Origin of the sequence: Winogradskyella costae, assembly GCF_013403865.1 — a bacterium.
In the GTDB taxonomy this organism is placed as follows: Bacteria; Bacteroidota; Bacteroidia; order Flavobacteriales; family Flavobacteriaceae; genus Winogradskyella; species Winogradskyella costae.
Window position 1 is genome coordinate 67,785 of record NZ_JABFDK010000009.1, and the last position, 25,477, is coordinate 93,261.

The following is a 25,477-nucleotide window of genomic DNA, read 5'->3' on the forward strand; positions in this document are numbered from 1 at the left end:
AGAAAATATTAGATTAAATTAGATTTAAATTTTGAAATCATTTTGATAATTTCATCTAATTCTGAAAGGCTTGATTGGAGTTCTTTATCTAAAATAAAATTTAAATCAGCAGAAATAAGAAGCTGAGTTTCTATTTCGTAAGCTGAACCGATTGATATTTGTAAAAACCGAGCGAAATCTTTATTAGAATTTCTGGAAGATCCTTCAGCTATATTTGATGGAATTGAAACTGATGCCCTTCTCAATTGATTGGTGAGTCCAAATTTTTCCGAATCAGGAAACTTTGAAGTAATTTCATAAATATCAGAGCAGAATAACCTACTTCTTTTCCAAATCAGCAATTCTTTAAATTTATGAGCCATATTTTAAGTTTAGCGATCTAAATAATCTAATGAAGTCTAAGGATCTAAAAATCTAAACTAATACTGCTCCTCATCATTAGGGAAATCTTTAGACTTTACATCATCAACATACTGTCCAATAGCAGCAGTCATGTCTTCAAATAAATTCATATAGCGACGTAAAAAACGAGGATTAAATTCATGTGTCATTCCCAACATATCATGTAATACTAAAACCTGACCATCAACTCCATCACCAGCACCAATACCAATTACAGGAATGGAAACGCTTTCTGCAACTTCTTTAGCCAATGCTGCAGGGATTTTTTCTAGCACAATACCAAAACATCCTGCTTTTTCTAGCATTAGAGCATCATCTTTTAATTGCTGAGCTTCAACTTCTTCTTTGGCTCTTACGGTGTATGTTCCAAATTTGTATATAGATTGAGGAGTTAATCCTAAGTGTCCCATTACTGGGATGCCTGCGTTTAATATACGTTTTATAGATTCTTTAACTTCTTTTCCGCCTTCCATTTTAACAGCATGGCCTCCAGATTCTTTCATGATTCTAATGGCAGAACGTAAGGCTTCTTTAGGGTCACTTTGATAACTACCGAAAGGTAAATCAACCACCACCAAAGATCGGTCAATAGCTCTAACTACGGAAGAGGCATGATAAATCATTTGATCTAAAGTAATTGGCAATGTCGTTTCGTGACCCGCCATAACATTACTTGCAGAATCACCAACTAAAATGACATCTACACCAGCTCCATCAACGATTTTTGCCATAGTATAATCATAGGCAGTAAGCATTGATATTTTTTCACCTCTAGATTTCATATCTACAAGGCTTTTTACTGTGATTCTTTTATAGTCTTTTTTTGCTACTGACATTGTGTTTTTATTAGTTGATGTAAAAATAATGAGAATTGTTAAGCTTTTGATTATTCTAAGACACAAATACTATCAAAACTGTAATTTGAACGAACATTACACTGTAACCACTTGGTTACTATTTGAGTTTTGGTAGGATCGAAAAATGAGTCATTGAGGTGTAATTATTTTCTGTTAATTTGAAGACTAATGGGGAATCATTTGTTTGGAAGATCGGAAGCGATGCGACGACTGTAATAATTAGCAAAGGTTGAATAGCGTAATGCTATAGATCTTACCATTTTTAAAATTGATATTATAGCCTCCATAAGCATTTAAAATGGTATATGTATGTAGATTTTGTATGCTAGTTATTATGTACTTGGAGTATAATTTTATGAATTCATTTTCAGTTACGGTATGATCTAAAATAGAGTTTTCGTTCATAATAAAGATGCTATTTTTATCTAAAACAACTTCTACGATTTCTCCTATGTTTTCTTCAACATTAACAGATAACGTCATGTTTTTATAATGGTAAAATGTACTACTATAATAGACCCCGCATTCATCACTTATGCTTTCGATTTTTAAAGGTTGCCCGTAAGTGTTAATTACCGTATTTAAGTCTACCATTAGCTTGTTTATTTGTACACCTTTTATTTTAAAACTCACATTTTTTATAAATTCTGTAACAGATTCATGTGGTAATGAATGTTCTAAACCATCAGCTAAAGTCAAATACATTTGTGTAGATGTAATCAATGCTGTATTATTACTTTCCTTAGCGACATCGAGTAAAACAAGATAAGCAGATTTTAGATAGGCATAGCCACTATTCCAAGCCAACTCTACTAAACGTTCAGCAATCTTCAAGCGTTCTTCAAAATTATCTTTTTCTATATTAGCATAAGACAATGCTAAAGCATCATAATCTGGACGTTCATTAATATATTTTCTCTGAATGTATTTGTTGTTAGATATATTTACCCATGCCTCTTTTTCAATCGGTATATATTTTATAGGCACAGCTTCACCCATGGTTAAGATGGCTCTAATTTCTCCAGACAAACTGGGTTTTGCTCTTGCTCTTAGAGAGGCCACAGTCACAAATAAATGATGTCCACCATAATAGGTGTCGCCATTTAAAATGGGATTATCACTGTCTTCTACTGTATTTTGACTTGAAATGGGCTTGTCGGAAAGGTGTTTTGATTGCACATAGCCTTTAGTGTTATTATCCGCTTTAACAAAACTCCAATCAGATGTTTGTGCAGAAAGTACTTCAACACGCGCATTGACTTTAAAATATCCTTTAAAACCTTCGCTTTCGTTAGCTTCATTATAAAGGCGTGTATCAGCGTTTAAATAGTGGTGATTTTGAGCTTGAATCACGGTTGAAACAAAAAGACATATATAAAGTATTTTTAAATTCATTAGGTTAACAATCTGTTAAATGAACTCCAACGGCCAAACCACCTTCAGAGGTTTCCTTATACTTAGAACTCATGTCTTTTGCGGTTTCCCACATGGTTTGAACTACTTTATCTAATGGGACTTTTACGTTTTTGGGATCTGTATCTAAAGCTAATTCGGCAGCGTTAATAGCTTTAATGGCTCCCATAGAATTGCGTTCTATACACGGTATTTGAACTAAACCACCAATAGGATCACAAGTTAAACCTAAGTGATGTTCCATAGCAATTTCTGCAGCAACTAAAACTTGTTCTGGTGTTCCTCCTAATAATTCGGTTAAAGCACCAGCTGCCATGGCAGAGGATACTCCAATTTCGGCCTGGCAGCCTCCCATAGCAGCACTAATAGTGGCATTCTTTTTAAATATGCTTCCTATTTCACTAGCCACTAAAAGGAATTTTTTAATATGTTCAAAATCCGCTTCATGATTTTCAATCACTAAGTAATACATTAATACCGATGGAATAACGCCAGCACTTCCGTTCGTAGGAGCGGTTACCACACGACCTAAAGAGGCATTAACTTCATTGACTGCTAAAGCAAAACAACTTACCCATTTTAGAATCTGACGAAATTTAACTTCCGTTTTTCTAATGGTTTCTAGCCATTCTTGAGGGTTTTCGTAAGTATTGTCTCCAATTATATTTTTGTGCATGTCAAAAGCACGGCGTCTTACATTAAGTCCACCTGGTAAATTACCTTCGGTATGGCAACCTGTATACATGCATTCTAGCATTGTATTCCAAATGCGTTTTAATTCAAAATCTATTTCAGATTCATCTCTTATCGATTTTTCATTTTCTAAAACGACTCCAGATATTGGTAGTCGTAATTGCTCGCAAAATTTCAGTAATTCTGTCCCATAAGCGACAGGATAAGGAAAAGTACAGTAGAATATTATTTTGTTTGCTTTAGAGACTTTCCGTTCTTCTTGCACTACAAAACCGCCACCAATAGAGTAGTAGGTGTATTTGTAATTTCTACCGTTGATTAGCGCTGTAAAAATCATTCCGTTAGAATGAAAGGGTAGTGCTTTTCTGTTAAAAACAATATTGGATTTAAAATCGAAAGGAATTGCACGTTCATTATTAAACATTAAAACATTGGTAGTTTTAACCTCATCGATAATGGTGCTAATATCTTCAATAGGCATGCGTTCTGGATCTGCACCTGTCAGGCCTAAGATTACAGCAAAATCAGTAGCGTGACCTTTTCCTGTTAAAGATAGAGAACCATATAAATCTACGGTTATTTTTTCAACCTTATCAAAACGGTTTTTGTCTTTTAATTCTTTAATCCAACGTTCTGCTGCTCTCCAAGGTCCTAATGTATGAGAACTTGAAGGGCCTACACCAATTTTTAGCATGTCGAAAACTGAAATACACTCCATTTACGAAATCGTTTTTGTTTAAATACAAATATAGGTAGATGTTAATTCAATGGTGTCAATTTCCGAAATAAAAAAAGCCTGAAAATTGAATCTTCAGGCTTTGTGTTTTTCTTTGAAAGTAAGTTTATAGTGTTTCAAACTCTGTTATATGAAATGCTTCTATGACACTGTCTAAGTTTGTAAAATCAATATCAAGGCTATTAACAGGATCTGCAGGTAAAATAACGATTCTAAAAACTTGGTTTTGAGTAAAACCAGCATCTAAAGTTGAAAGATTAAAGTTTCCATCTATTAACAATTTAACATCAGCAAAAGTATGATTAAATACGTATTGAATAATATCAGTGTCGTTAAGAAAGAAGTTTTGAGGAAGCGGCGACCATGCATCAGTGTCTTGTCCATCAATAGTTACTACTTCATCTAATCTATAAACTAAAACAACATCGCTATCTAGTAAGTCATAAGGCAAAGCTACAATTACTTCCTGAAGACCTGTATCGTTATCGTATTGAAAATTAATTGGCGATACCTCAAATGACTGAGCAGCATATTCATCTGCTGGTATACCTGGTGCACCATCAAAACCAGGAGGGCCTTGATCTCCTGTACAAGAGGTTAATATAAAGGTAAGGGCAAATAATAAAGAGGTTATTTTTTTCATGATGATATAAAATTTAATTAATTACTAATGTATTGCTATTTGTTATCAAACAACATGCCCTTTTAGATATTATTAAGATTTAACTTTCAAATAAAAATTGAATGGAATTATTACAATAAAAAAAGCACCTTCAATTGAAGGTGCTTTTCATGGACATAAATTAGCAGATTTATTTGATTAAAAGCTTAAAGCTTTCACCATTTTTTGTTATCAAGATATAGGTACCAGCAGTTAAAGTTGGCAATTGAAAATCCATTGTATTTTCTTTAGACACTATTTCACGACCTTGAAGATCAAATAGTGAAACAGATACCGTTTTATTAAAGTATACTGTTTGGTTAGATTTTGAAGGATTAGGAAACATTTTTAAAGCTTCAGACTGTAAAGTAAATTCATCAGCACTTAAAGAGTTATTATTAAGTGCATAGAAGCTTAATGTAGAACTTACTTCGTTTGCCATAATTACTAAGCCAGTATCATTAGGACTATGTTCTGGAGTCACATATATTATGCCTTCAGGACCTAAATCACCACCTTCATCGTCACCTAAATCTCTATTGTTAATGTACTTTTCAAAAACAGCATTGTTAGGATCAGTAATGTTATAGGTCATAAAACCACCAACACGTTCTAAAGTGATAAACGCATAAACCTGACCATCAATTTCTGTAATAGTGACACCTTCTGGCTCAGGACCTTTATTGTCACTTCTGTTTTTAAAGTTGTTATTACTGTTACTCGCGTTAAATAAACCTCCATAAGTTGGGTCATTTGCAGTAATACGTTCAAAGTCATCACCACTATCAAAAACCAATGCACCTGTGGCTGTATTCCAAATACTAAAAGAACGTGAACCTAACACATGAATTTCGTCAAAATCACCATCATCATCTAAATCACCATTAACGTTTGTAACAGTTAATCGTCCTAAGTTGCTATCTAATTGTAAGAATTCAGCATTAGGAAAAACTGTTGGATCTAAGTTTAAATCGCTTACGCGCTCTTCTTCTTCAAATGTGTCGTATTCTCTAGCATCACCTTCATTGGCCGTTACTAAATAAGTCACACCTCCCACTTCGTAAGACGCCATAGCATCTGGCATGTACATTCCTTTTACAGGCCAATTCGCTAAGAAAATAAAGTCCGTATCATCAGAAGCATCTAATGTGTTTCCTGCTAAAGCATGATCTTTTAAACCTAATGGTAATATAGATGTAATACTGTTTGTTCTTAAGTCGATAACTCCAATAGCATTGTTTTCTTGAAGCGTTACATAAGCCGTTTGTGAATCACTTGAGAATGAAATGTATTCTGGTTCTAAGTCTTGAGATACTGAAGCATTTGGGCCAAATATTCTAACACCTGCAGCTTGTAATGAGGCCAATTGACTATCAAAACTGTTAAAGTTGATACTTGTAACATCCGCTTGAGAAATATTTCCTAGTCCTCCAGTAACATCTATAACGGAAATACTGCCTTCAGGATCTACAGAATAATCATCATTTGGTTGGCCTTCGTTAGCGATCAAAAGTTTTGTGCCATCAGGAGTGAATCCTACCATATCAGGAAGATTTCCAGCGGTTACGGTCGATAAGATTGTGCCATTAATATCGCAAAATACAACAACACCATCTTCTAAAGGTCCTTTTGAAATCCCAAGAGCGACGATATTATTCATGTAAGCCACACTTGTAGGATCACCATAGGTCGATAAATCGATAGCACTGATTGTAGAAATGGCATTGATATCAGAGAAGTCGATTATCTCTAATTTCTGAGCTATTGAATTTAAAACGAATAGACGTTCTGAAACCGGATCGTGAGCCACAATCTCTGCAGAACCTGCACCATCTACTAAATAACTAGATAAATAAGTAATATCTAAAAGATCAGCTGCCGCAGGTGTCGCCGTATCATTATCTATAATATAAACTCCTGTAGTTTCATAAGCACCTAAAGTACCATTAATAGGATTTGAAAGCCTTAAAATGAAAAGTTCATCCATTTCTGCTAGAGCATCATCAACAAGAGGAATTGTTATTGAAATTGCATCTGTAAAATTAGCAGGAAAATCTATGGTTTGGTTTGTAAAAGTAAAATCATCAGTTTCTGTAGCTGTTAATAATTCGGTAACTAAACTAACATCTATTGAAACGATGTTAGCAGTAGATGCAGATAACTCTATTGAAACCTCAAGGCTAGTTCCATCTTCACTAATAACATAAGTACTTTCGGCAAAACTAATCTGTGGAGTCACATTGATAATAGGACTATAAGTTCCTGGTGAGGCATAAACATTGTCACCAAGAGATGGGCCAACTAAGCTCGTTGCAGGCAACCAATTAGTACCTTGGTTAAAATCTCCTTCAGGATTCACTAATTCTAAAGAAGGGCCATCACCATCTGCAGTGGTTGGCCAAGGAGCATCATCGCTATATTCAACTTGAGATATGACAGTGCCTTCAGAATTTTTAATTTCTAATAATTCACCACCATTACCTAAAGCGTTAGAAATAGCCTGTGGCATATCTAAAAATGTCACTCCGTAAAAGGCATCGGCAGAAGCTTTGTCAGTTGCTAATAAAACAATGCCTTCTGGAGCCAATGTCATTTCAGGAAATGTAAAAAAGAAATTACCTTCATCATTAACTGTTATACCACCTAAATTAACTGAAGTATCACTATGATTATAGATCTCTAAAAACTCTAACGCATTAGAGTCATCAGAAGGAGCGTTATACATAATTTCAGTAATGATTAAACCAGTGGTTAATGCATTGTAATAAAAAGCATCACTCACATAAGCTGTAGTTTGTGTATTTGCATATGTATCTTCAAGATTGTTAATGCTAACGTTATAAGCTAAACCTTCAGTTAAAGCTGAATGTGTAAGAGTTGCTGTTAACGAGGTGTTGTCATAAACAACTGAATTAATTGTTAAAGCAGGACTAAAAGCATAATTAGCCATAGCTTCTGCTGTAGTTTGTGTGACCGCTTCAGTAAACACAACTTCTGTAGTCGTCTGATTTAATGAATATACGTTAGCAACATTAGGCGGGTTAGTATCTGTCGTTGCGATTATAAACGGAGTCGTATCAAAAGGTAAAATAGCTGTGTCTTCAAAGTTATAATTGCTCATGTCATTTAGATTAACAATATAACCGTTAGCTGTGTAACCTGTTCTTGGTCCATTGTAAACAGCTAAAGACGTTCCGTTCGCATATGTTAAGGCAGTAGAACCTTCGGTAAGTCCTGTACCTGTTAGTCCTGTGCCAGCACCATCATCGTAAGCAGAGGATGAATTGGCAACAGCCGTAATAAAAGTCGTTGGTGTATCTATATCTGTACCTTGGTATACAAATATGGCTTCTGCTGAGGCTGAAATTCCACCAGGTTCCCCAACAATAGTTCCGTGTGACACGCTTGGTATGTCACTAATAGTATAAAATGTAATAATTGTTCCGGCATTAATTATATTTGTGCCTGTTTGCCATTCGTAATTAGCTTCACCAGAATTAAACTCAGTACCTGTCCATTCTTTATCAGAAAAATAAATAATGCTATTTGCTGGTATATCAACAAATGTAACCATAGCAAAATCATCATCGTCATTGGCATGAAAAGCAGTAAACGCCATGTCTCCAGTGCTTAATTGAGCACTAGCAAAACAGGTAAAAAAGATAAAAAATAAATGTAAAGTGTGTTTCATAATTTTTGGTTGTTTTAAGTTCTTGTAAAACTATTAACCATACGTGACTTGATTATAAGCTCAGTATTATTAAAGAATGAAGAAATTTTTAATAAGGTTATGTAGACGTATTCTTAATGTTGTGTAGTGCGTTATCTCTTAACAATTTATTAAAGTGACATCATGTCATATTTTTTGTCATGGCATAATCATTGACTAATATATACCGAGTTTAAAAAAGTAATAACACGATACTTTCCGTGAAAGCGGAAAACAAATAACAAATATAATTATGAGTAAGATTATTGGAATTGATTTAGGTACAACCAACTCTTGTGTTTCTGTAATGGAAGGTAATGAGCCAGTTGTAATCCCAAACGCTGAAGGTAAAAGAACAACACCTTCGGTTATCGCTTTCGTAGAAGGTGGTGAAATTAAAGTTGGAGATCCAGCAAAGAGACAAGCGGTTACTAACCCAACAAAAACAGTTTATTCTATTAAACGTTTTATGGGTAACAAGTATTCTGAGTCTACAAAAGAAGCAGAGCGTGTACCATATACTGTTGTGAAAGGTGACAATGATACGCCAAGAGTGGATATTGATGGTCGTTTATATACACCTCAAGAATTATCTGCTATGATTCTTCAAAAAATGAAGAAAACTGCTGAAGATTATTTAGGTCAAGATGTGACTGAAGCTGTAATTACAGTGCCAGCATATTTTAACGATGCACAACGTCAGGCTACAAAAGAAGCTGGTGAGATTGCAGGACTTAAAGTTCGTAGAATTATAAACGAACCTACAGCTGCAGCATTGGCTTATGGAATGGACAAAAAAGGTATTGACCAAAAAATCGTAGTATTTGATTTTGGTGGAGGAACACATGATGTATCTATCCTAGAATTGGGTGATGGTGTATTTGAAGTTTTATCTACAGATGGTGATACTCACTTAGGTGGAGATGATGTTGACGAACGTATTATCGATTGGTTAGCTGAAGAATTTATCGCTGATGAGTCTATGGATTTACGTAAAGACCCTATGGCTTTACAACGTCTAAAAGAAGCAGCTGAAAAAGCGAAGATTGAATTATCATCTTCTGCACAAACTGAAATCAACTTACCTTACGTTACAGCAACAGCTAGCGGACCAAAACACTTAGTACGTACTTTAACACGTTCTAAATTTGAGCAGTTAATTGATGATTTAATTAAACGTACTATTGAGCCATGTGCTTCTGCATTAAAAGCAGCAGGTTTATCAAAATCTGATATTGACCAAGTTATTTTAGTTGGTGGTTCTACACGTATTCCTGCAGTTGTAAACGCAGTTGAGGCTTTCTTCGGAAAAGCTCCAAGTAAAGGTGTGAATCCTGATGAGGTTGTATCTTTAGGTGCAGCAATTCAAGGTGGTGTATTAAGTGGTGATGTAAAAGATGTTCTTTTATTAGACGTTACTCCATTATCATTAGGTATCGAAACTATGGGTAATGTAATGACGAAGTTAATTGAGTCTAACACTACGATTCCTACAAAGAAATCGCAAGTATTCTCAACAGCAGCAGACAATCAGCCATCAGTAGAGATTCACGTTTTACAAGGTGAGCGTCCAATGGCAGCAGATAACAAAACGATTGGTCGTTTCCACTTAGACGGAATTCCACCATCAAGAAGAGGAACACCTCAAATTGAAGTAACGTTTGATATTGATGCTAATGGTATTATTAAAGTATCTGCTACAGATAAAGCAACAAACAAAACTCAAGATATCAGAATTGAAGCGTCATCTGGATTAACTGAAGAGGAAATTCAAAAGATGAAAGCTGATGCAGAGGCAAACGCTGAGTCAGATGCTAAAGCAAAAGAGACTGCTGATAAATTGAATGAGGCAGATGCTATGATTTTTCAAACTGAAAGCCAGTTGAAAGAATTCGGTGATAAATTATCAGATGATAAGAAAGCGCCAATTGAGTCGGCTCTTGAAGAATTGAAAGCAGCATATGAAACAAAAGATATCGCTGTGATTGCACCTGCTTTAGATAAAATCAACGAAGCATGGAAAGTAGCAAGTGAAGAAATGTATAAAGCACAAGCAGAAGGTGGAGCCCCAGAAGGTGGACCAACTGACGCAGGTGCAGGTGCAAAAGGACAAGCTGCTGATGATAGTAGTGATGTTGAAGATGTAGACTTCGAAGAAGTTAAGTAAGTAGAGAACTAAAATATGTTTTAGGCATATTTTGAGAGAATTACTTATCCCAAACTTGTTTTGGAATGTCAACACCAATTAAAGTCAGAAGCTTTAAGAAGCTAAAGACTGAAATTATATAGTAAAAAACGTAATCATTAATTTGATTGCGTTTTTTTGTTTTATAATACCATATTCCTAAGGTCTCATTAAAAACATTGTCATTTAGTTTCGTACTTTCGAAGCCTAAAATATAAGCATGTCTTTTTCATATCAAATACCTTCTAATTACGTACCAAAACGATTAGCTGTAAAGCTTAATGCAAAAGGCGAACAATTCGTTGTTAAAGGCCATCCTTGGGTGTTTTCTAATAGTATTGTGAAAATAAATGACGAAGCTGAAACAGGTGATTTAGCCATAATTTTTAGCAAGAATAAAAACAAAGTTGTTGGCTTAGGGTTATATGATGCTGATTCTCCAATCCGTATTAAGATTATCCACAATGCTGACATTAAAGTTGAGGTTAATGCTGCTTTTTTTCATCATAAAATAGAATTGGCTTTTGAGAAACGTTCAGAATTACTTCAAACGAATACCAATAGCTACCGACTTTTATTTGGTGAGAATGATGGTTTTCCTGGACTTATAGCTGATGTATACAATAGGGTTTTAGTTGTAAAAGTGTATTCTGAAATATGGTTGCCGTATTTAGAGTCTATTTTAAAAAGTTTACAACAAATTTCAAAAGCGGAAACCATGGTAATGCGTTTGAGTAGAGGTCTTCAAAATAGTGCTAAACATGCTTTAAAAGATGGAGAAGTCATTTACGGTACGTTAGATAATGAGGTCGTTAAATTTATTGAGCATGGTGTCAATTTTTCTGCCAACGTTATAAAAGGTCATAAAACAGGCTATTTCTTAGATCATAGGGATAATAGAAGACGAGTAGGAGAATTGAGTAAAGGTAAATCGGTTTTAGATGTGTTTTCTTACGCTGGTGGCTTTTCAGTACACGCTTTGGCAAAGGGAGCAACCGATGTCACAAGTTTAGATATTAGTAAGCAAGCGTTAGATATGGCTCGCGAAAATGGAAAGTTAAATGCGTATTCAGGTCAACATAAAACTATTTCTGGAGATGCATTTGCAGAAATGAAGACCTTAATAGCAAAAGGTAAAACTTTTGATGTGGTTGTGATAGATCCACCTAGTTTTGCAAAGCAACAATCTGAGATTGATTTAGCGAAAAAGAAATATGCACAACTAGCCGAACTAGGTGAGCAGCTGACTGCTAAAAATGGACTTTTAGTTTTAGCATCGTGTTCTTCGAGAGTATTGGCACAAGCTTTCTTTGATTTGAATTCTCAAGTCTTAAATTCTCAATCGCGACTTTTTGAAACGGAATTAAAAACTAAACACGATAGTGATCACCCAATAGCATTTCCCGAGGGCGCCTATTTAAAATGTGGCTATTATCGATTTTTGGAATAATTCAATTATTGGTTAACTTATGATAGAATGACCTAATTAAGATTTCACAATTCCGAGGGCTAATTTTATTTTTATCCTAATAATGACTAGATTTATTTCATAATTCGTAATTAACTGCTATGCATGCATAATAAATTACTTTATATTTGTAATCATATCATTTAAGTGATATTAATATGTTTTTCATTTTATTAGCAAAAAACTATGCAAACCAAACTTACTGAATTACTCGATATTAAATACCCAATTATCCAAGCGCCAATGTTTCTAGTTTCTAATGTAGCCATGGTAACAGAAGCGATGAAGGCGGGGATTGCGGGGTGTATACCGGCATTAAACTATAGAACGTTAGATGAGTTAAGGACAGCTATAAAAGAGCTAAAAGCTAATAAGGTGAAAGGCGGTTCTTATGGATTCAATTTAATTGTAAACAAATCCAATGTTAAGTACAAAGGGCAATTAGAAGTGATATGTGAAGAAGGTTGCGATTTTATCATTACCTCTTTGGGTAGTCCGGAAGAAACGATTAGACAGGCACATGCTGTAGGTATAAAAGTGTTTTGTGATGTTACGGATTTAAGATTTGCTAAAAAGGTTGAGCAATTAGGTGCAGACGCTGCAATTGCTGTAAATAACGAAGCTGGCGGGCATAGGGGTAATTTATCGCCAGAGGACTTAACAAGTTTATTAAATAAAGAATTATCAATTCCTGTAATTTCTGCAGGAGGAGTAGGCTGCAAATCAGATATAGATAGAATGTTAAACTATGGAGCAGAAGGAGTTTCTGTTGGAAGTCCTTTTATCGCCTCAATTGAAGCTGGTGTAACAGACGACTATAAACAGGCGTGTGTAGATTACGGTGAAAAAGACATTATAATGACAGAACGAATTTCAGGCACTCCTTGTACTGTAATCAATACGCCTTATGTTCAAAAAATTGGAACTAAATCTACTTGGATTGAAAACCTTTTAAATAGAAATAAAAGCTTAAAAAAATGGGTGAAGATGATTCGTTTTTCAATAGGAATGAAAGCTACCGAAAATGCTGCGAAAAAAGCGACTTACAAAACGGTTTGGGTTGCTGGGCCAAGTATTGAGCATACTACTGAAATTCTACCTGTAAGCGCCATTGTAAATAAACTAGTCAATTAATGGCTACAACTTCTAACGTTATTAAATATATTGTATTGACTATTGTAATTTTAGGTGTTCTCGTGGTGGGAATTATACTCTTTTTTATTTTATACGAGTCTAAAAAAGATATATCCGATGAAGAACCCTATGTCTCTTTTTTAAATGAACCACAACTCGTAAAAGAAGTGAGTACTATTCGTTGGAATAAAGATAATCTACGTTTTAGTCATTATAATTTGGTAGTTAATGAAGATTCTAACTTAGATTACGAAGATGTAAAGTCTGTAAAACACTACCAACCAGGTGATGTTATTACGTTTCATGCCGCAAAATCGTATTTCAGTAATCACGTTGGTGAAAGTTATTATCTTATGGCTCGCGACACTTTAGATACAGGTGAAATTATAGAATTTCAATATTATTATACACCTAATGCCTTGCCTTTTAAATAATAACATACTACTTTAGAAAAAAGTTAATATATTTATTTCGAATTTTTTTCAATAATTGTCCTCTTTTATCTTTTGGTAAACGTCATAAGGATATAACTATTAAATTTTAAAAAATTATGAAAGATTTTATGATGATTTTCGTTGGTAAAGAGTATGTTGATTTAGGCATGTCACCAGAAGAGTTACAAAGCCGAATGGAAAAATGGTTTACTTGGGGAGCCAAAATGGAACAAGCAGGCATTTTGAAAGAAGGCGAAGCTTTAACACCACAAATTAGACGTGTTACGGGTAAAGACAGAACCGTTACCGATTTAACCTCTGCAGAAGTTAAAGAAATAGTCGGTGGTTTTTATTTGATAAAAGCTAAGGATTTTGATGCCGTACAGGAAATTGCTAAAGATTTTCCGGATTATGATTTAGGAAATACAGTGGAAATTCGTGAAATTATGGTGTTCGACCAATAATTAATAATGGAACCAAAACTCATAGACCATCTTTTTCGCCATCACAGTGGAAAGATGGTTTCTGTTTTAACACGAATATTTGGATTGCAACATCTCGATATCATTGAAGATGCCGTACAAGACACCTTTATAAAAGCGAGCTTATCTTGGAGAAAAGAACAACCAGAATATCCTGAAGCATGGCTCACAAAAGCAGCTAAAAATAGAGTTTTAGAACCTTAAAAGCTCAAAAGAATAATAGTCTTCATATTACGCAAGGGACAGATGCCATCGCCATAAATGAATTGTTTTTAGATTCAGAAATTGAAGACGCTCAGCTCAGAATGATATTTACAGCGTGTCATCCAAAATTAGATGCTATAGAGCGCATTTCATTTGCTTTAAAAACGGTTTCCGGATTCAGTATTAAAGAAATATCTTCTGCATTACTCACTAAAGAAGAAACGGTAAAAAAACGATTATTACGTGCTCGCAAAGCGATTAAATCAGCTAATTTACAATTCAATATTCCACAAGGCAAAGACTTACAAGAACGCTTAGATAGCGTATTAGAAGTGTTATACCTTATTTTTAATGAAGGGTTTCATTCTAATACTAAGGACCAGTTAATTAGAGAAGATCTATGTGGTGAAGCCTTACGTTTATGTCAATTATTACTCAACCATAAACAAACACAATTACCAGAATGCTATGCGCTTTTTGCATTGTTTTGTTTTCATTCGGCAAGATTAGAAGCCAAAACAAACGTCAATAATGAAGTGCAAGATTTAAAACAACAAGACAGAGCCTTATGGCATATGCCATTAATTGAACTTGGCAATACTATGATGTTTAAAGCTGTGGAAACGGACTATTTTTCATGTTATCATTATGAAGCCGCCATTGCTGCCGAACATTTAAAAGCTAAAACTTTTGAAGCTACCAATTGGAATAAAATTTTACAATGGTACCAAGCATTATATCGATTACAACCCATGGCATCGCACTTGTTAACTATGGCAGTAATTTCCATGCAAACTAAGGATTACAAAACAGCGAATGCGTATTTAAAACAATTAAAACCTGAAGAATTAGAGCAACGTGCTTATTTATTTTACGCAGTAAAAGCAGATTATTATGCAGGAACCGATAATTTTGATGAAGCTTTGCTGCATATTAACTTAGCTTTAGAAACAGTGACTAATACTTTAGAGAAAGTATATTTATTGAAGAAAAAAACAACTTGGACTTTATAGTTTTTACTTAAAAAAAAGAATCGATTACATGACTTACACTGAAATCATAAACGGTCTATATGACTTACAAGATAAAGATAAAGTGGCATTTAAGGCAAAGAAATTCGGAGTTATCTCAAATAATTCCCTAGGCATTTATCACCAAGATTTAAAAGTAATAGCCAAGGACATTGGTTCAGATAATGAACTCGCTTTACAACTTTTTGATAGTGGTATTTATGAAGCCCGTCTATTATGCAGTAAACTATTTAAACCCAAAGATGTTACAGAAGACCTCATGGAAAAATGGGTGAAGACCTTTGAAAATTGGGAAATTTGCGATTCTTTTTGCATGGGATTGTTTTCAAAAAGTGACATTGCATCAGCCAAAATATTAGAATGGTCAAATAGAGATCCAGAATTTGAAAAAAGGGCAGCTTTTGCCACTTTAGCATCGTATTGCATGGCAGACAAAACCTCAGATAACAACTTGTTTGAGCAATTTTTTACAATCATAAAACGCGAAGCCAATGATGATAAGATATACGTTAAAAAAGCCGTGAATTGGGCTTTAAGAAACATCGGTAAACGTAATATTGACCTCAATAGAAAGGCCATAGAAGTGGCCAATGAAATCTTAGAATTTGAAAGTAAATCAGCCCAATGGATTGCCAAAAATGCTTTAACCGAATTACAGAAAGAAGGCATAAGAATGTCAGATTATCCGAGAGCTATTTATAGAATTCCGATTGTTAAGGTTCACTAAATAAGACTGTTAATTAATTATTCATAATTAAAATATATGAAACTAAAACCAAAATCCATAAGACTATTTATTGGAGCTAAAGATTATAAGCTTTCAAGAGAATTTTATAAAGATTTAGGCTTTCAAGAATTTGTTATTTCTCATAACATGTCTGTATTTAAAACCGGAGAATTCGCCTTTTATTTACAAGATTATTACACCAAAGATTGGATTGATAATACTATGGTTTTTCTTGAAGTTGCTAATGTTCAACATCATTTAAAGCAATTGAAACAAAGTGGTTTAGTTGAACAGTATGAAAACGTGAGATGTTCAGAAATTGTCTATAACGATTGGGGAAATGAGTTTTTTCTTCATGACCCTTCAGGTATACTTTGGCATTTTGGTGAATTCAACACATAAGTTAAATAACCGTTTTTAATAGCTTAATATTTTCATAAACTCTTGGCACTAAATTTGTTTGTAACAAAATAGTCTGTTTTACGACGTATCATATAGAATACATGTTTAATTTTAAAAAAAAGAAAGGTTATGATTGATAAAGGAGCATTAGTAGTAGGAGCGCTAATTGGAGCAGCGGCAGGCGTTTTATTAGCACCAGAAAAAGGCAGTGTTGCAAGAGATAAGCTTAAAAAAGAAGGTAAAGAGATTAAAGATCAAATCACTAATGATTTTACAGAAGTCAAAGAAGATTTATCTAAAGCAGCGTCTTCTGGTAAAGAGAAGTTTAAACAAGATTTAGAAGATTTCGCATCAAAGTCGAGTTATAAAACAGAGCAAGCCATTACGTTTTTAGAAAAGCAATTAGCGATTTTAAAAGATAAAAATAAAATCCTTCAGAAAACAAGTTAATGTGAAGCCCTAAATAAAATAACACGGATTGGAATTCGCTGTGTAATTTGTTTTACACTTAGGGGGGATTATAGAATAATGTTGATAAAGAGTGCTATTTATAGTGCTCTTTTTTTTTGTTAGAACTATTCAGTTTTCAATATGCAATTTACGCCGTTTAGATATTTGTATTGATTATTATATTTTCTATAGTTATAGCGTATTATTTAGAAGTGTTCTTTTTAAACTAATTCACCTCAACTAAAGTGTGACATTTAGTAAAACTAACTAAAATTTTGTATTTTAACGTTTTATCTATACGTATTTGCCCCAAGTCATATTCGTCTTTTTTTTATTTATAAGTGACTCTTAATGAATTGAATGTGTCTCATGTTATATGTTAGTAAAATTTTGTAGTTAAAAATAAAACATAAGAAATATATCTAAACGAATCGGTTTGTTAAACAGGTGTATGGACTATTGAAAAACGATTAATGAAGAGATTAGAACATTCAATTAAGAAAAGGTATTTATTATTTATATCTACAATTATTTTGATCATTGTAGCTGCATTATTTATTCTTCAAAGCAGCGTTAATGATCAAAAAAAAGTGGCTTTATTAATTAGTAAGGCCTCTGAGCAGTGTTTGTTAAATGAACGCATGAACAGCCTGGTATATTCTTTTGAAAGTAGTGATGAGGATATTATTAGTTCAGAAACAAGAGAGCTTCTTAAAGGCTATGTCGATGAATTTGAAAGTACACATCGCCATCTGGACTCTGTAAATAAGCAAGAAGGAGAAAGTAAGGTGTTAGATTCTTTACTTAAAATTACGGGCAGGCAATCTCAAAAAATTATAAGATCAAGTAGAAATATTATTAAGAATTCTGATAAAAATCTTATTGCTAAGGATACAGATATTATTGCGGAAGCAGAATTACCATATTTCCTAACGATGCAAGCTACTATTAAAAAGTATCAAGAACGTGCAGATGAAAATCTTGAAAATCTTTTACAAACGCTTTACTTCCTTGGGTTAGTTGCGATATTGATATTAATGGGAGAATTCCTGTTTATCCTTATGCCTGCACTAAAGCAATTATTTGACCAAAATGATAAGCTCTTAAAAGTGAATAACGATTTAGCTAAATCTGAAGCTAGGGTAACAGAGAATTTATCAGAATTAACAAGTCTTAAAACAGACTTAGAGAAGAAAGACACTTACAATAGAGTATTTATTGAGCAGGCTCCTACTGCTATTGCTATGTTAGATAACGATATGAGATATATAGCGGTATCTCAACGTTGGATAACAGATTATAAAATGGAAGATGAAGATATTGTTGGTCGCAGTCATTATGATCTTTTCCCAGAAATAGGAGAGGAATGGAAAATGAATCATCAAAAGTGTTTAAATGGCGCCATTGACACTTGTGATGAAGCTCCCTTTGTTCGTGCAGATGGAACGGTACAATGGATCTTTTGGGATGTACGCCCTTGGTATATTTCTGAAGGTAAGATTGGCGGTTTGCTAATGCATACCGGTGATATAACACATATCAAAGAAAAAGAAGATGAAAAAATTCGTGTAGAAAAAATTCTAGAAAAATCTAATGAGGTTTCTCGTATAGGGACATGGGATATAGACTTAATAAAAAACACCATTTTTTGGAGTAAAATGGTTTACGAAATACATGAAGCACCTGAAGGTTTTCAACCATATTTGGAAAATGCAATAGAATTTTTTAAAGAAGGAATTAGCAGAGATACTATTAAAAAAGCCGTGAATGAAGCCATGGAAAACGGCACGTCTTATGATGTAGAAGTCGAATTAGTAACATTGAAAGGTAATATTGTTTGGACACGTGCTATTGGCCAAGCAGAAATAGTAGATGGAAAATGTATACGAGTTTTTGGAGTGTTTCAAGATGTAAATGAGAAGAAACTTTCTCAGATTGCTTTAAATAAAGCTCATACAGAGCTAAAAGCCATATTTAACTCTAAAGCGATTGCTATTGTTTCAACAACTAGAGATGGTATAATTAATAAATTTAATCCTGGGGCAGAAGTCTTAACGGGGTATTCTGCAGAAGAAATAATTGGTTTAGAAAGGCCTATTGTGTATCATTTAAGAAAGGAATTAGATGCCTTTACAGCAGATATAGCTAAGCAATATGGAAAAAGTCTTCTAGGTTTTAGTGCGCAAGAAGAATTAGCAAAATATGATGCTTACGATACGCGAGAATGGAATTATCTTAGAAAAGACGGATCCACTATCCCTGTTCAATTAACGCTAACTTCAATTAAAGACGAGAAAGGCAAGGTTATTGGATTTTTAGGGGTATCTACAGATGTGTCAGAAAAAAGAATGGCTCAAAATGAGTTGTTGCAAAAGAATAAACAATTAAATTTTGCTGAAGAGATTACATTATTAGGAAATTGGCAATGGGATTTAGCGACTGGAAATATTGAGAGCTCTAAGAATCTATATAATATTTTTAACCTTAATAAAGATAATGATATTTTAAATTTTGAAATCTTTTTTGATTTGGTTCATCCAGATGATAAAGATTTTGTGGATAAATATATAAAGGATATTATAGAGAAAAAAACGTTCAACAAGTTTACACACCGTATCATAACTGGTAATGGAATGATAAAGATCATTCAGGTTTTAGGAGAGGTCATTACAAATGGTAAAGGAGAGGTTATAATAATAAATGGCACTAGTCAAGATATAACGGCAGCTAAAGGCGCTGAAATAGAATTGAATAATGCGCATATGCAGTTAAAAGCGATTTTTAATTCTGGCCCTATTGCAATTGTCTCTACGGATAATAATGGTGTATTTAGTCATTTTAATAGTGGAGCCGAACATTTGTTAGGCTATTCAACTGAAGAAATGGTTGGATTACAAAGTCCTGAAATTTATCATTTGGAAGAGGAGTTAGATCAATTTAGAATAGATATAGCAGAAAAATATGGTATAGACCCTGATGGGTTTGATCCGTATTTAGAATTATCAAAACGAAATGAATATGATACGCGAGAATGGACTTATATAAGAAAAGATAGTTCTACGTTTCCTGTAGAGTTAACCTTAACTGCAATTAGGAATGAGCAAGGTGAGAAAATTGGATTTTTGGGTGTGGCTTTTGATATTACGGAAAAGCAATTAGCAAAGAATGAGATTTTACGAAAAAATCAAATACTAAATTTTGCAGAGGAAATAACGCTGATGGGGAATTGGCAAGTAGATATTTCAAGAGGAACCGTTAAATGGTCAGCCAACCTTTATCGTATTTTTCAATTAGATGAAAACACATATACCACATTAAATACCTACTTAGAACACACGCATCCAGAGGATAAAGAGCGTGTCGCTGAGCATATGCTTAAGACTATTGAAGAAAAAACGTTTACCAATATATCACATAGGATTCAGTTAAAAGATGGTACGATAAAAATTGTTCAACTTCTAGCTCAGGTTACTACAAATGATTGTGGTGATGTTACAGAAATTATAGGGACGTGCCAAGATGTAACAGCCCAGAAAATGGCAGAAACAGAACTTATCCGTAAAAATCACTTTTTAAGTTTTGCCGAACGAATTACGATGATGGGGAATTGGCAATGGGATGTTGCTACAGATAGCTTAAAGTGGTCTTCTAATCTGTATAAAATATTCGAGCATGATGAAAGTTTAACGAATTTAAAATATGACACGTTTTACGGTTATGTTCATCCAGATGATAAAGACTATATAGCTAAGTATGTTGAGGATTCATTCGCATTAAAAAAGTTCCCAAGTAATTTCATACACCGTATTGTTACCACCACTGGAAAAATCAAAACGGTACATTTTCTAGGAGAAGTTATATTAAATGAGCAAGGTGAGGTTATTGAGATGATGGGGACTTGCCAAGATATTAGTGAGCAAAAAATGGAAGAAAATAAGTTTAGAGGCTTATTAGAATCGGCTCCCGATGCTATGGTAATTGTTAATGAAAGTGACGAAATTCAATTAATTAATAAAGAGGCAGAGAAATTATTTGGGTATCATGCAGATGAGCTAATAGGGGAGCGTATAGAAATGCTGATTCCTAAAAGATTTGCAACTATGCATAATCAGCATCGCGAGAAATTTTTTGAAGGCGACCCTGAGAAACGTTTATCAACGGCAAGAAATGAATTATATGGCCTAAATAAGTCGGGTAAGGAGATTCCTATTCAAGTAAGTCTTAGTCCTCTGCAAACAGAGCAAGGATTACTGCTATCAGCCGCCATCAGAGATATCACAGCTCAAAAACAAGCAGAAATTGAAATTCTACGTAAAAATCAGTTATTGACTTTTGCTGAAAAAATTACGATGATGGGGAATTGGCAGTGGAACCTTATAACAAATGGTGTTGAATGGTCAGCCAACCTTTATAATATATTTGAAGTAGAAGAAAATACAACGGTAACATACGATACCTACTTTAGTTTTGTTCATGTAAATGATAAAGAAAGAGTAACGGCACATATTGAAAAGTCAATTCGCGATAAAAAAGTCATCGATTTAATGCATCGTATAACATTAGCTAATGGAACCGTTAAAACTATACAGCTTTTGGCTGAAGTTGCCTTAGATAGTCTCGGTAATGTTGTTGAAATGGTTGGTACTTGCCAAGATGTAACTGCACAAAGAATGGCAGAGAACAAATTTAGAGGATTGTTAGAGTCAGCACCAGATGCCATGGTAATCGTAAATGCAGAAGGAAATATTCAACTTATTAATAAACAAGCTGAAAAATTGTTTGAGTATTCAGCAGAAGAATTAATTAACAAATCAGTTGAAATACTTATTCCTAAACAACCTTCTGAAGGGGATGCTTCTAATAGTGAAGACTTTTTCTCTAAGCTAAATATCAGAGCTATGGGAGTTGGAAAAGAAAAAGAGTTGTTCGCTTTAAATAAAAATGGAAGAGAAATACCGATACAAATAAGTTTAAGTCCACTAGAAACAGAAGAAGGTTTATTAATTTCGGCTGCCATACGAGATATAACGAAGCAAAAAACCGCTCAAACTAAAATAATAAATGCAAAAAATGATTTAGAGGTTTTAGCTCAGAAGTTAATTATACAAAATAGTCAACTTGCAGATTTTGCACATATTACGTCTCATAATCTTCGTGCTCCAGTAAGTAATTTAAATTCTCTTTTAGGGTTTTATGTAGAATCGGATGATAATGAAGAAAAGGAGTTTTTATTTAAAAAATTCGAAGCCGTTATTAATCACCTTACATTAACCTTAAATACATTAGTTGAAGCTTTAAAAATTAGAAGCGATAATTCTAGAGATAAGGAAGATATTAAATTTGAAGAGGTGTTAAAAACAACCATAGAAATTTTAAGTGGAGAAATATTAAAAACAAATACTATAATTAATGCGGATTTTTCTAAATTGCCATCAATTAATTATGATAAAATTTATTTAGAAAGTATTTTCCTAAATTTGATTGGAAATGCCATTAAATATAGGTCTAAAGATAGAGACCCAAAGATTAAGATTGAATCAGAAAACTATAAAGGAAAGATTATATTAACAATAACCGATAACGGTTTAGGTATAAATTTAGATAGACATGGTAATAAAATTTTTGGTTTAAATAAAGTATTTCACAGACATCCAGACGCTAAAGGAGTGGGGTTATACATGACCAAAACACAAATTGAAGCTATGGGTGGAGCTATTAAAGTATCGAGTAAAGTAAATAAAGGGACAACGTTTACAATAATTTTTTGATTATGAATAGTAATTACAATATATGTGTAATTGATGATGACGATATCTATCAATTTACCATTGTTAAAATACTTAAGTCCATTGATTTAGATGAGAAAATAAGTCTTTTTTCCGATGGAGAAGAGGCCTTAGAGTTTTTAATAGATAACCTTGATAATAATGAAGAACTTCCAGATGTCATATTTTTAGATATTAATATGCCAATTATGGATGGTTTTCAATTTATGGAAGAATATGCAAGGATTAAACCTAAATTAAACAAGAAAATAACAATCTATATGGTATCTTCTTCTGTAGATCCTGTAGATATGGAGAGAGCTAAGAATATTACCGAAATATCGGATTATATTATAAAGCCCATAAAGGCGGGGCAATTACAAGAAATTATGGCTAATCTTTAAAAGGGGCTTTATTGCTAAATTAGTCTTATACTAATTTAGCAATAATCGCTACATTAACCACATGTGTTCCTTTAAAAGGCACAAAAGAAACCTTATCCCCAAATAGATTTTTAGCACGTGCTGATTCTAATTGAATTCTTTGATCATCTAAGTATTCATCTTCGGTGCCATAAATTAATTTTACTTTGGTGTCTCTCGTTAGGAACTCAAAATCTTTAGCTGTTAGTTCTTTCGGAATTCCACCAGAATGAAGAACAAGCTGGTTACATTGTAGCTGGCGTTTTGCAATATAGCGCATAGCCACACTAACACCTTGAGAATAACCGAAAACGATAAAATTAATACCCTCAGGAATTCGTTCAACCTCTAATACCGCATCAAAATAATTTAGAATATTGTCCATTCCGGCCTCAGTATTATCACGCGTTAACCAATTAGCTCCAACATGCATTTTTGGTTGTATATAAAATTTGCTTGGAGCCTGAGGAGCAATGATATAATTTTCTTCAGAGTCTAAACCTTTAAAGTATTTCAGAAAATAGCGACTCATATACCCCATGCCATGACACACCAACCAAACCGTTTTTGTACGCTTAGTAAGTGTATTTAACGTAGAGTAGGAGTTGGTGCTGCTGTATGAGATTTCTTTCTCTTGTGAATTCATTTTTCTAGGCGGTTTCTGTATCTTTGTGATCGATTCAAAAATACTATTTTATATGCAAATGAGTAAAGAGGATTTCTTAGCAAAAGCGAATTTAGCAAGCAAAAACACTCTAATGGAGACCCTAGATATTGAAATGGTGGACTTTGGAGATGATTTCCTAGTGGCCAGAATGCCTGTAACATCCAAAGTGTATCAACCAGACGGCGTATTACACGGTGGAGCGACTGCCGCTTTAGCAGAAAGTGTAGGTAGTTTTGCATCGCATATATTTATAGATACCGAGAATATGTTTGTTCGTGGTATAGAAATTACAGCAAATCATTTAAAAAGTATAACAGAAGGTTTTATCTATGCTAAAGCTACTTTTTTACATAAAGGACGTACCACGCAGTTACTTGATATTAGAGTAACAGATGAAGCCGATAATCTAATTTCAATATGTAGATTATCTACTATTTCACTTCCAAAAAAGAAATAAGAAATGGATGCCATATCCTTTTTTGATGCTTTAGAGCAGCAATACAAAAACAATTTACCTTTTGTGGTTTATAGTAGGCCAATTAATTCAATAATTAAATGTTGGTTGCAAGAGGATGATGTTGTTTATAAATCAGAAAATTTTAGCGAAAGTGGGTTTTTATTTGCGCCTTTCGACCTTAAGAAAAACAGTATTCTTTTTCCAAAAGAAACGTGTTTATATTCTGAAGTAATAATTGATAACCTAGAAGTTGAAGGTTTTGAATCTACCGCAATTACGCAAAGTGAAATTGAGAAAACTCAACATATAGATTTAGTTTCTAAAGGGATCGATAGTATTTTAAGTAACGATTTACAAAAAGTAGTATTATCGAGGTGTGAAACGAAACCACGTCAAGATACTAATCCGTTAACGATTTTTAAACGTCTGTTTAATACTTATACAAATGCAATGGTGTACTGCTGGTATCATCCTAAAGTAGGGTTATGGATTGGAGCTACACCAGAATTATTATTAAAGATTGAAGGTAAACGACTTACCACAATCTCTTTAGCAGGAACCCAACCCTATCAAAGTGAGTCGGAACCGAATTGGACAAACAAAGAGTTTGAAGAACAGCAAATTGTTACGGATTTTATTACAGAACAATTAAAACCTTATACCTCAAGCATCACGATATCAGAAGTAGATACTGTTAGAGCCGGCAATTTATTACATCTTAAAACGAGAATTATAAGTATTTTAAAAGATGATGCCGATTTAAAATCTATAATAGAAGCTTTACACCCAACTCCAGCGGTTTGTGGATTCTCTAAACTTAAAGCAAAGGACTTCATTCTTAATCATGAAAACTATAACCGAGAATATTACACTGGTTTTTTAGGTGAATTAAACCTCAAACAAAGTAGAACGCGCAATACTAATAGGCGTAACGTTGAAAATAATGCTTATGCTGTTGTAAAAACACAGTCTAATTTTTATGTGAATTTACGATGTATGCAACTCAAAGACTCTAAAGCAAAAATTTATGTAGGCGGCGGTATTACTAAAGATTCTGATCCAGAGAAGGAATGGGAAGAAACCGTAAATAAAACAACGACAATAAATACTGTACTAAATTAAATATAAAACGCAATTAGTTATTTTTTTTAGTTGATGCTCTATTTTATTATTTCCTT

General features: G+C 33.6%; 21 protein-coding genes. 14 read left to right on the top strand and 7 right to left on the bottom strand.

The genetic code is table 11. The features are described from left to right. Positions 1 to 8 precede the first annotated feature (8 nt). The 6 genes from HM986_RS15455 to HM986_RS15480 form a co-directional block, all read right to left on the bottom strand. A complete protein-coding gene (locus tag HM986_RS15455; RefSeq protein WP_179335977.1) occupies positions 9 to 362 on the bottom strand; it encodes a four helix bundle protein in 354 nt (117 codons plus the stop codon). A 57-nt stretch (positions 363 to 419) separates the two neighbouring features. Next, positions 420 to 1,238 (bottom strand): 3-methyl-2-oxobutanoate hydroxymethyltransferase, encoded by an 819-nt coding sequence (panB, locus tag HM986_RS15460; RefSeq protein ID WP_179335978.1) that lies wholly within the window; start codon positions 1,236 to 1,238, stop codon positions 420 to 422. Between the two features lie 240 nt (positions 1,239 to 1,478). Further along, positions 1,479 to 2,654, bottom strand: a complete 1,176-nt coding sequence (locus tag HM986_RS15465) for an SH3 domain-containing protein (protein WP_179335979.1) — start codon at positions 2,652 to 2,654, stop codon at positions 1,479 to 1,481. A 4-nt stretch (positions 2,655 to 2,658) separates the two neighbouring features. Then, positions 2,659 to 4,083, bottom strand: a complete 1,425-nt coding sequence (locus tag HM986_RS15470; protein ID WP_179335980.1) for an L-serine ammonia-lyase — start codon at positions 4,081 to 4,083, stop codon at positions 2,659 to 2,661. Positions 4,084 to 4,207: 124 nt separating this feature from the next. Next, entirely contained in the window at positions 4,208 to 4,744 is a 537-nt protein-coding gene (locus HM986_RS15475; protein ID WP_179320029.1) for a collagen-like protein, read from the bottom strand. Between the two features lie 169 nt (positions 4,745 to 4,913). Then, positions 4,914 to 8,453 (bottom strand): choice-of-anchor I family protein, encoded by a 3,540-nt coding sequence (locus tag HM986_RS15480; protein WP_179335981.1) that lies wholly within the window; start codon positions 8,451 to 8,453, stop codon positions 4,914 to 4,916. 271 nt (positions 8,454 to 8,724) lie between these two features. Between HM986_RS15480 and dnaK the strand changes: the two genes are divergently transcribed. The 12 genes from dnaK (at position 8,725) to HM986_RS15535 (ending at position 23,157) form a co-directional block, all read left to right on the top strand. After that, on the top strand, positions 8,725 to 10,638 hold the full coding sequence (dnaK, locus tag HM986_RS15485; RefSeq protein WP_179335982.1) for a molecular chaperone DnaK: 1,914 nt from the start codon (positions 8,725 to 8,727) through the stop codon (positions 10,636 to 10,638). A 238-nt stretch (positions 10,639 to 10,876) separates the two neighbouring features. Then, the gene (locus tag HM986_RS15490; protein WP_179335983.1) at positions 10,877 to 12,106 is read left to right on the top strand and encodes a class I SAM-dependent rRNA methyltransferase; all 1,230 of its coding nucleotides are present in this window, start codon (positions 10,877 to 10,879) and stop codon (positions 12,104 to 12,106) included. A 204-nt stretch (positions 12,107 to 12,310) separates the two neighbouring features. Next, positions 12,311 to 13,258, top strand: a complete 948-nt coding sequence (locus HM986_RS15495) for an NAD(P)H-dependent flavin oxidoreductase (RefSeq protein WP_179335984.1) — start codon at positions 12,311 to 12,313, stop codon at positions 13,256 to 13,258. Then, positions 13,258 to 13,692 (top strand): hypothetical protein, encoded by a 435-nt coding sequence (locus tag HM986_RS15500; protein ID WP_179335985.1) that lies wholly within the window; start codon positions 13,258 to 13,260, stop codon positions 13,690 to 13,692. The genes HM986_RS15495 and HM986_RS15500 overlap by 1 nt, the downstream gene beginning before the upstream one ends. Before the next feature lie 116 nt (positions 13,693 to 13,808). Then, entirely contained in the window at positions 13,809 to 14,156 is a 348-nt protein-coding gene (locus tag HM986_RS15505) for a YciI family protein (protein WP_179335986.1), read from the top strand. Positions 14,157 to 14,162: 6 nt separating this feature from the next. Continuing rightward, positions 14,163 to 14,378, top strand: a complete 216-nt coding sequence (locus tag HM986_RS17775) for an RNA polymerase sigma factor (RefSeq protein ID WP_246288519.1) — start codon at positions 14,163 to 14,165, stop codon at positions 14,376 to 14,378. 62 nt (positions 14,379 to 14,440) lie between these two features. Further along, entirely contained in the window at positions 14,441 to 15,391 is a 951-nt protein-coding gene (locus HM986_RS15510; RefSeq protein WP_246288520.1) for an RNA polymerase sigma factor, read from the top strand. 28 nt (positions 15,392 to 15,419) lie between these two features. Next, positions 15,420 to 16,136: a DNA alkylation repair protein gene (locus HM986_RS15515; RefSeq protein WP_179335987.1), complete on the top strand. Its 717-nt coding sequence runs from the start codon at positions 15,420 to 15,422 to the stop codon at positions 16,134 to 16,136. Positions 16,137 to 16,172: 36 nt separating this feature from the next. Beyond that, a complete protein-coding gene (locus tag HM986_RS15520) occupies positions 16,173 to 16,538 on the top strand; it encodes a VOC family protein (protein ID WP_179335988.1) in 366 nt (121 codons plus the stop codon). Positions 16,539 to 16,667: 129 nt separating this feature from the next. Beyond that, positions 16,668 to 16,988, top strand: a complete 321-nt coding sequence (locus HM986_RS15525; protein ID WP_179335989.1) for a YtxH domain-containing protein — start codon at positions 16,668 to 16,670, stop codon at positions 16,986 to 16,988. Positions 16,989 to 17,461: 473 nt separating this feature from the next. Beyond that, positions 17,462 to 22,756 (top strand): PAS domain-containing sensor histidine kinase, encoded by a 5,295-nt coding sequence (locus HM986_RS15530; protein WP_179335990.1) that lies wholly within the window; start codon positions 17,462 to 17,464, stop codon positions 22,754 to 22,756. 2 nt (positions 22,757 to 22,758) lie between these two features. Further along, positions 22,759 to 23,157: a response regulator gene (locus HM986_RS15535; RefSeq protein ID WP_179335991.1), complete on the top strand. Its 399-nt coding sequence runs from the start codon at positions 22,759 to 22,761 to the stop codon at positions 23,155 to 23,157. 25 nt (positions 23,158 to 23,182) lie between these two features. Here the strand turns inward: HM986_RS15535 and HM986_RS15540 are convergent, their stop codons facing one another. Next, positions 23,183 to 23,821: an alpha/beta hydrolase gene (locus HM986_RS15540; RefSeq protein WP_179335992.1), complete on the bottom strand. Its 639-nt coding sequence runs from the start codon at positions 23,819 to 23,821 to the stop codon at positions 23,183 to 23,185. Positions 23,822 to 23,873: 52 nt separating this feature from the next. On the opposite strand from HM986_RS15540, the gene HM986_RS15545 reads away from it, so the two are divergent. Both HM986_RS15545 and HM986_RS15550 read left to right on the top strand, forming a co-directional pair. After that, positions 23,874 to 24,299, top strand: coding sequence for a PaaI family thioesterase (locus HM986_RS15545; protein WP_179335993.1), 426 nt, complete (start codon positions 23,874 to 23,876; stop codon positions 24,297 to 24,299). A 3-nt stretch (positions 24,300 to 24,302) separates the two neighbouring features. Further along, the gene (locus tag HM986_RS15550; protein ID WP_179335994.1) at positions 24,303 to 25,421 is read left to right on the top strand and encodes a chorismate-binding protein; all 1,119 of its coding nucleotides are present in this window, start codon (positions 24,303 to 24,305) and stop codon (positions 25,419 to 25,421) included. Positions 25,422 to 25,477: the final 56 nt, after the last annotated feature.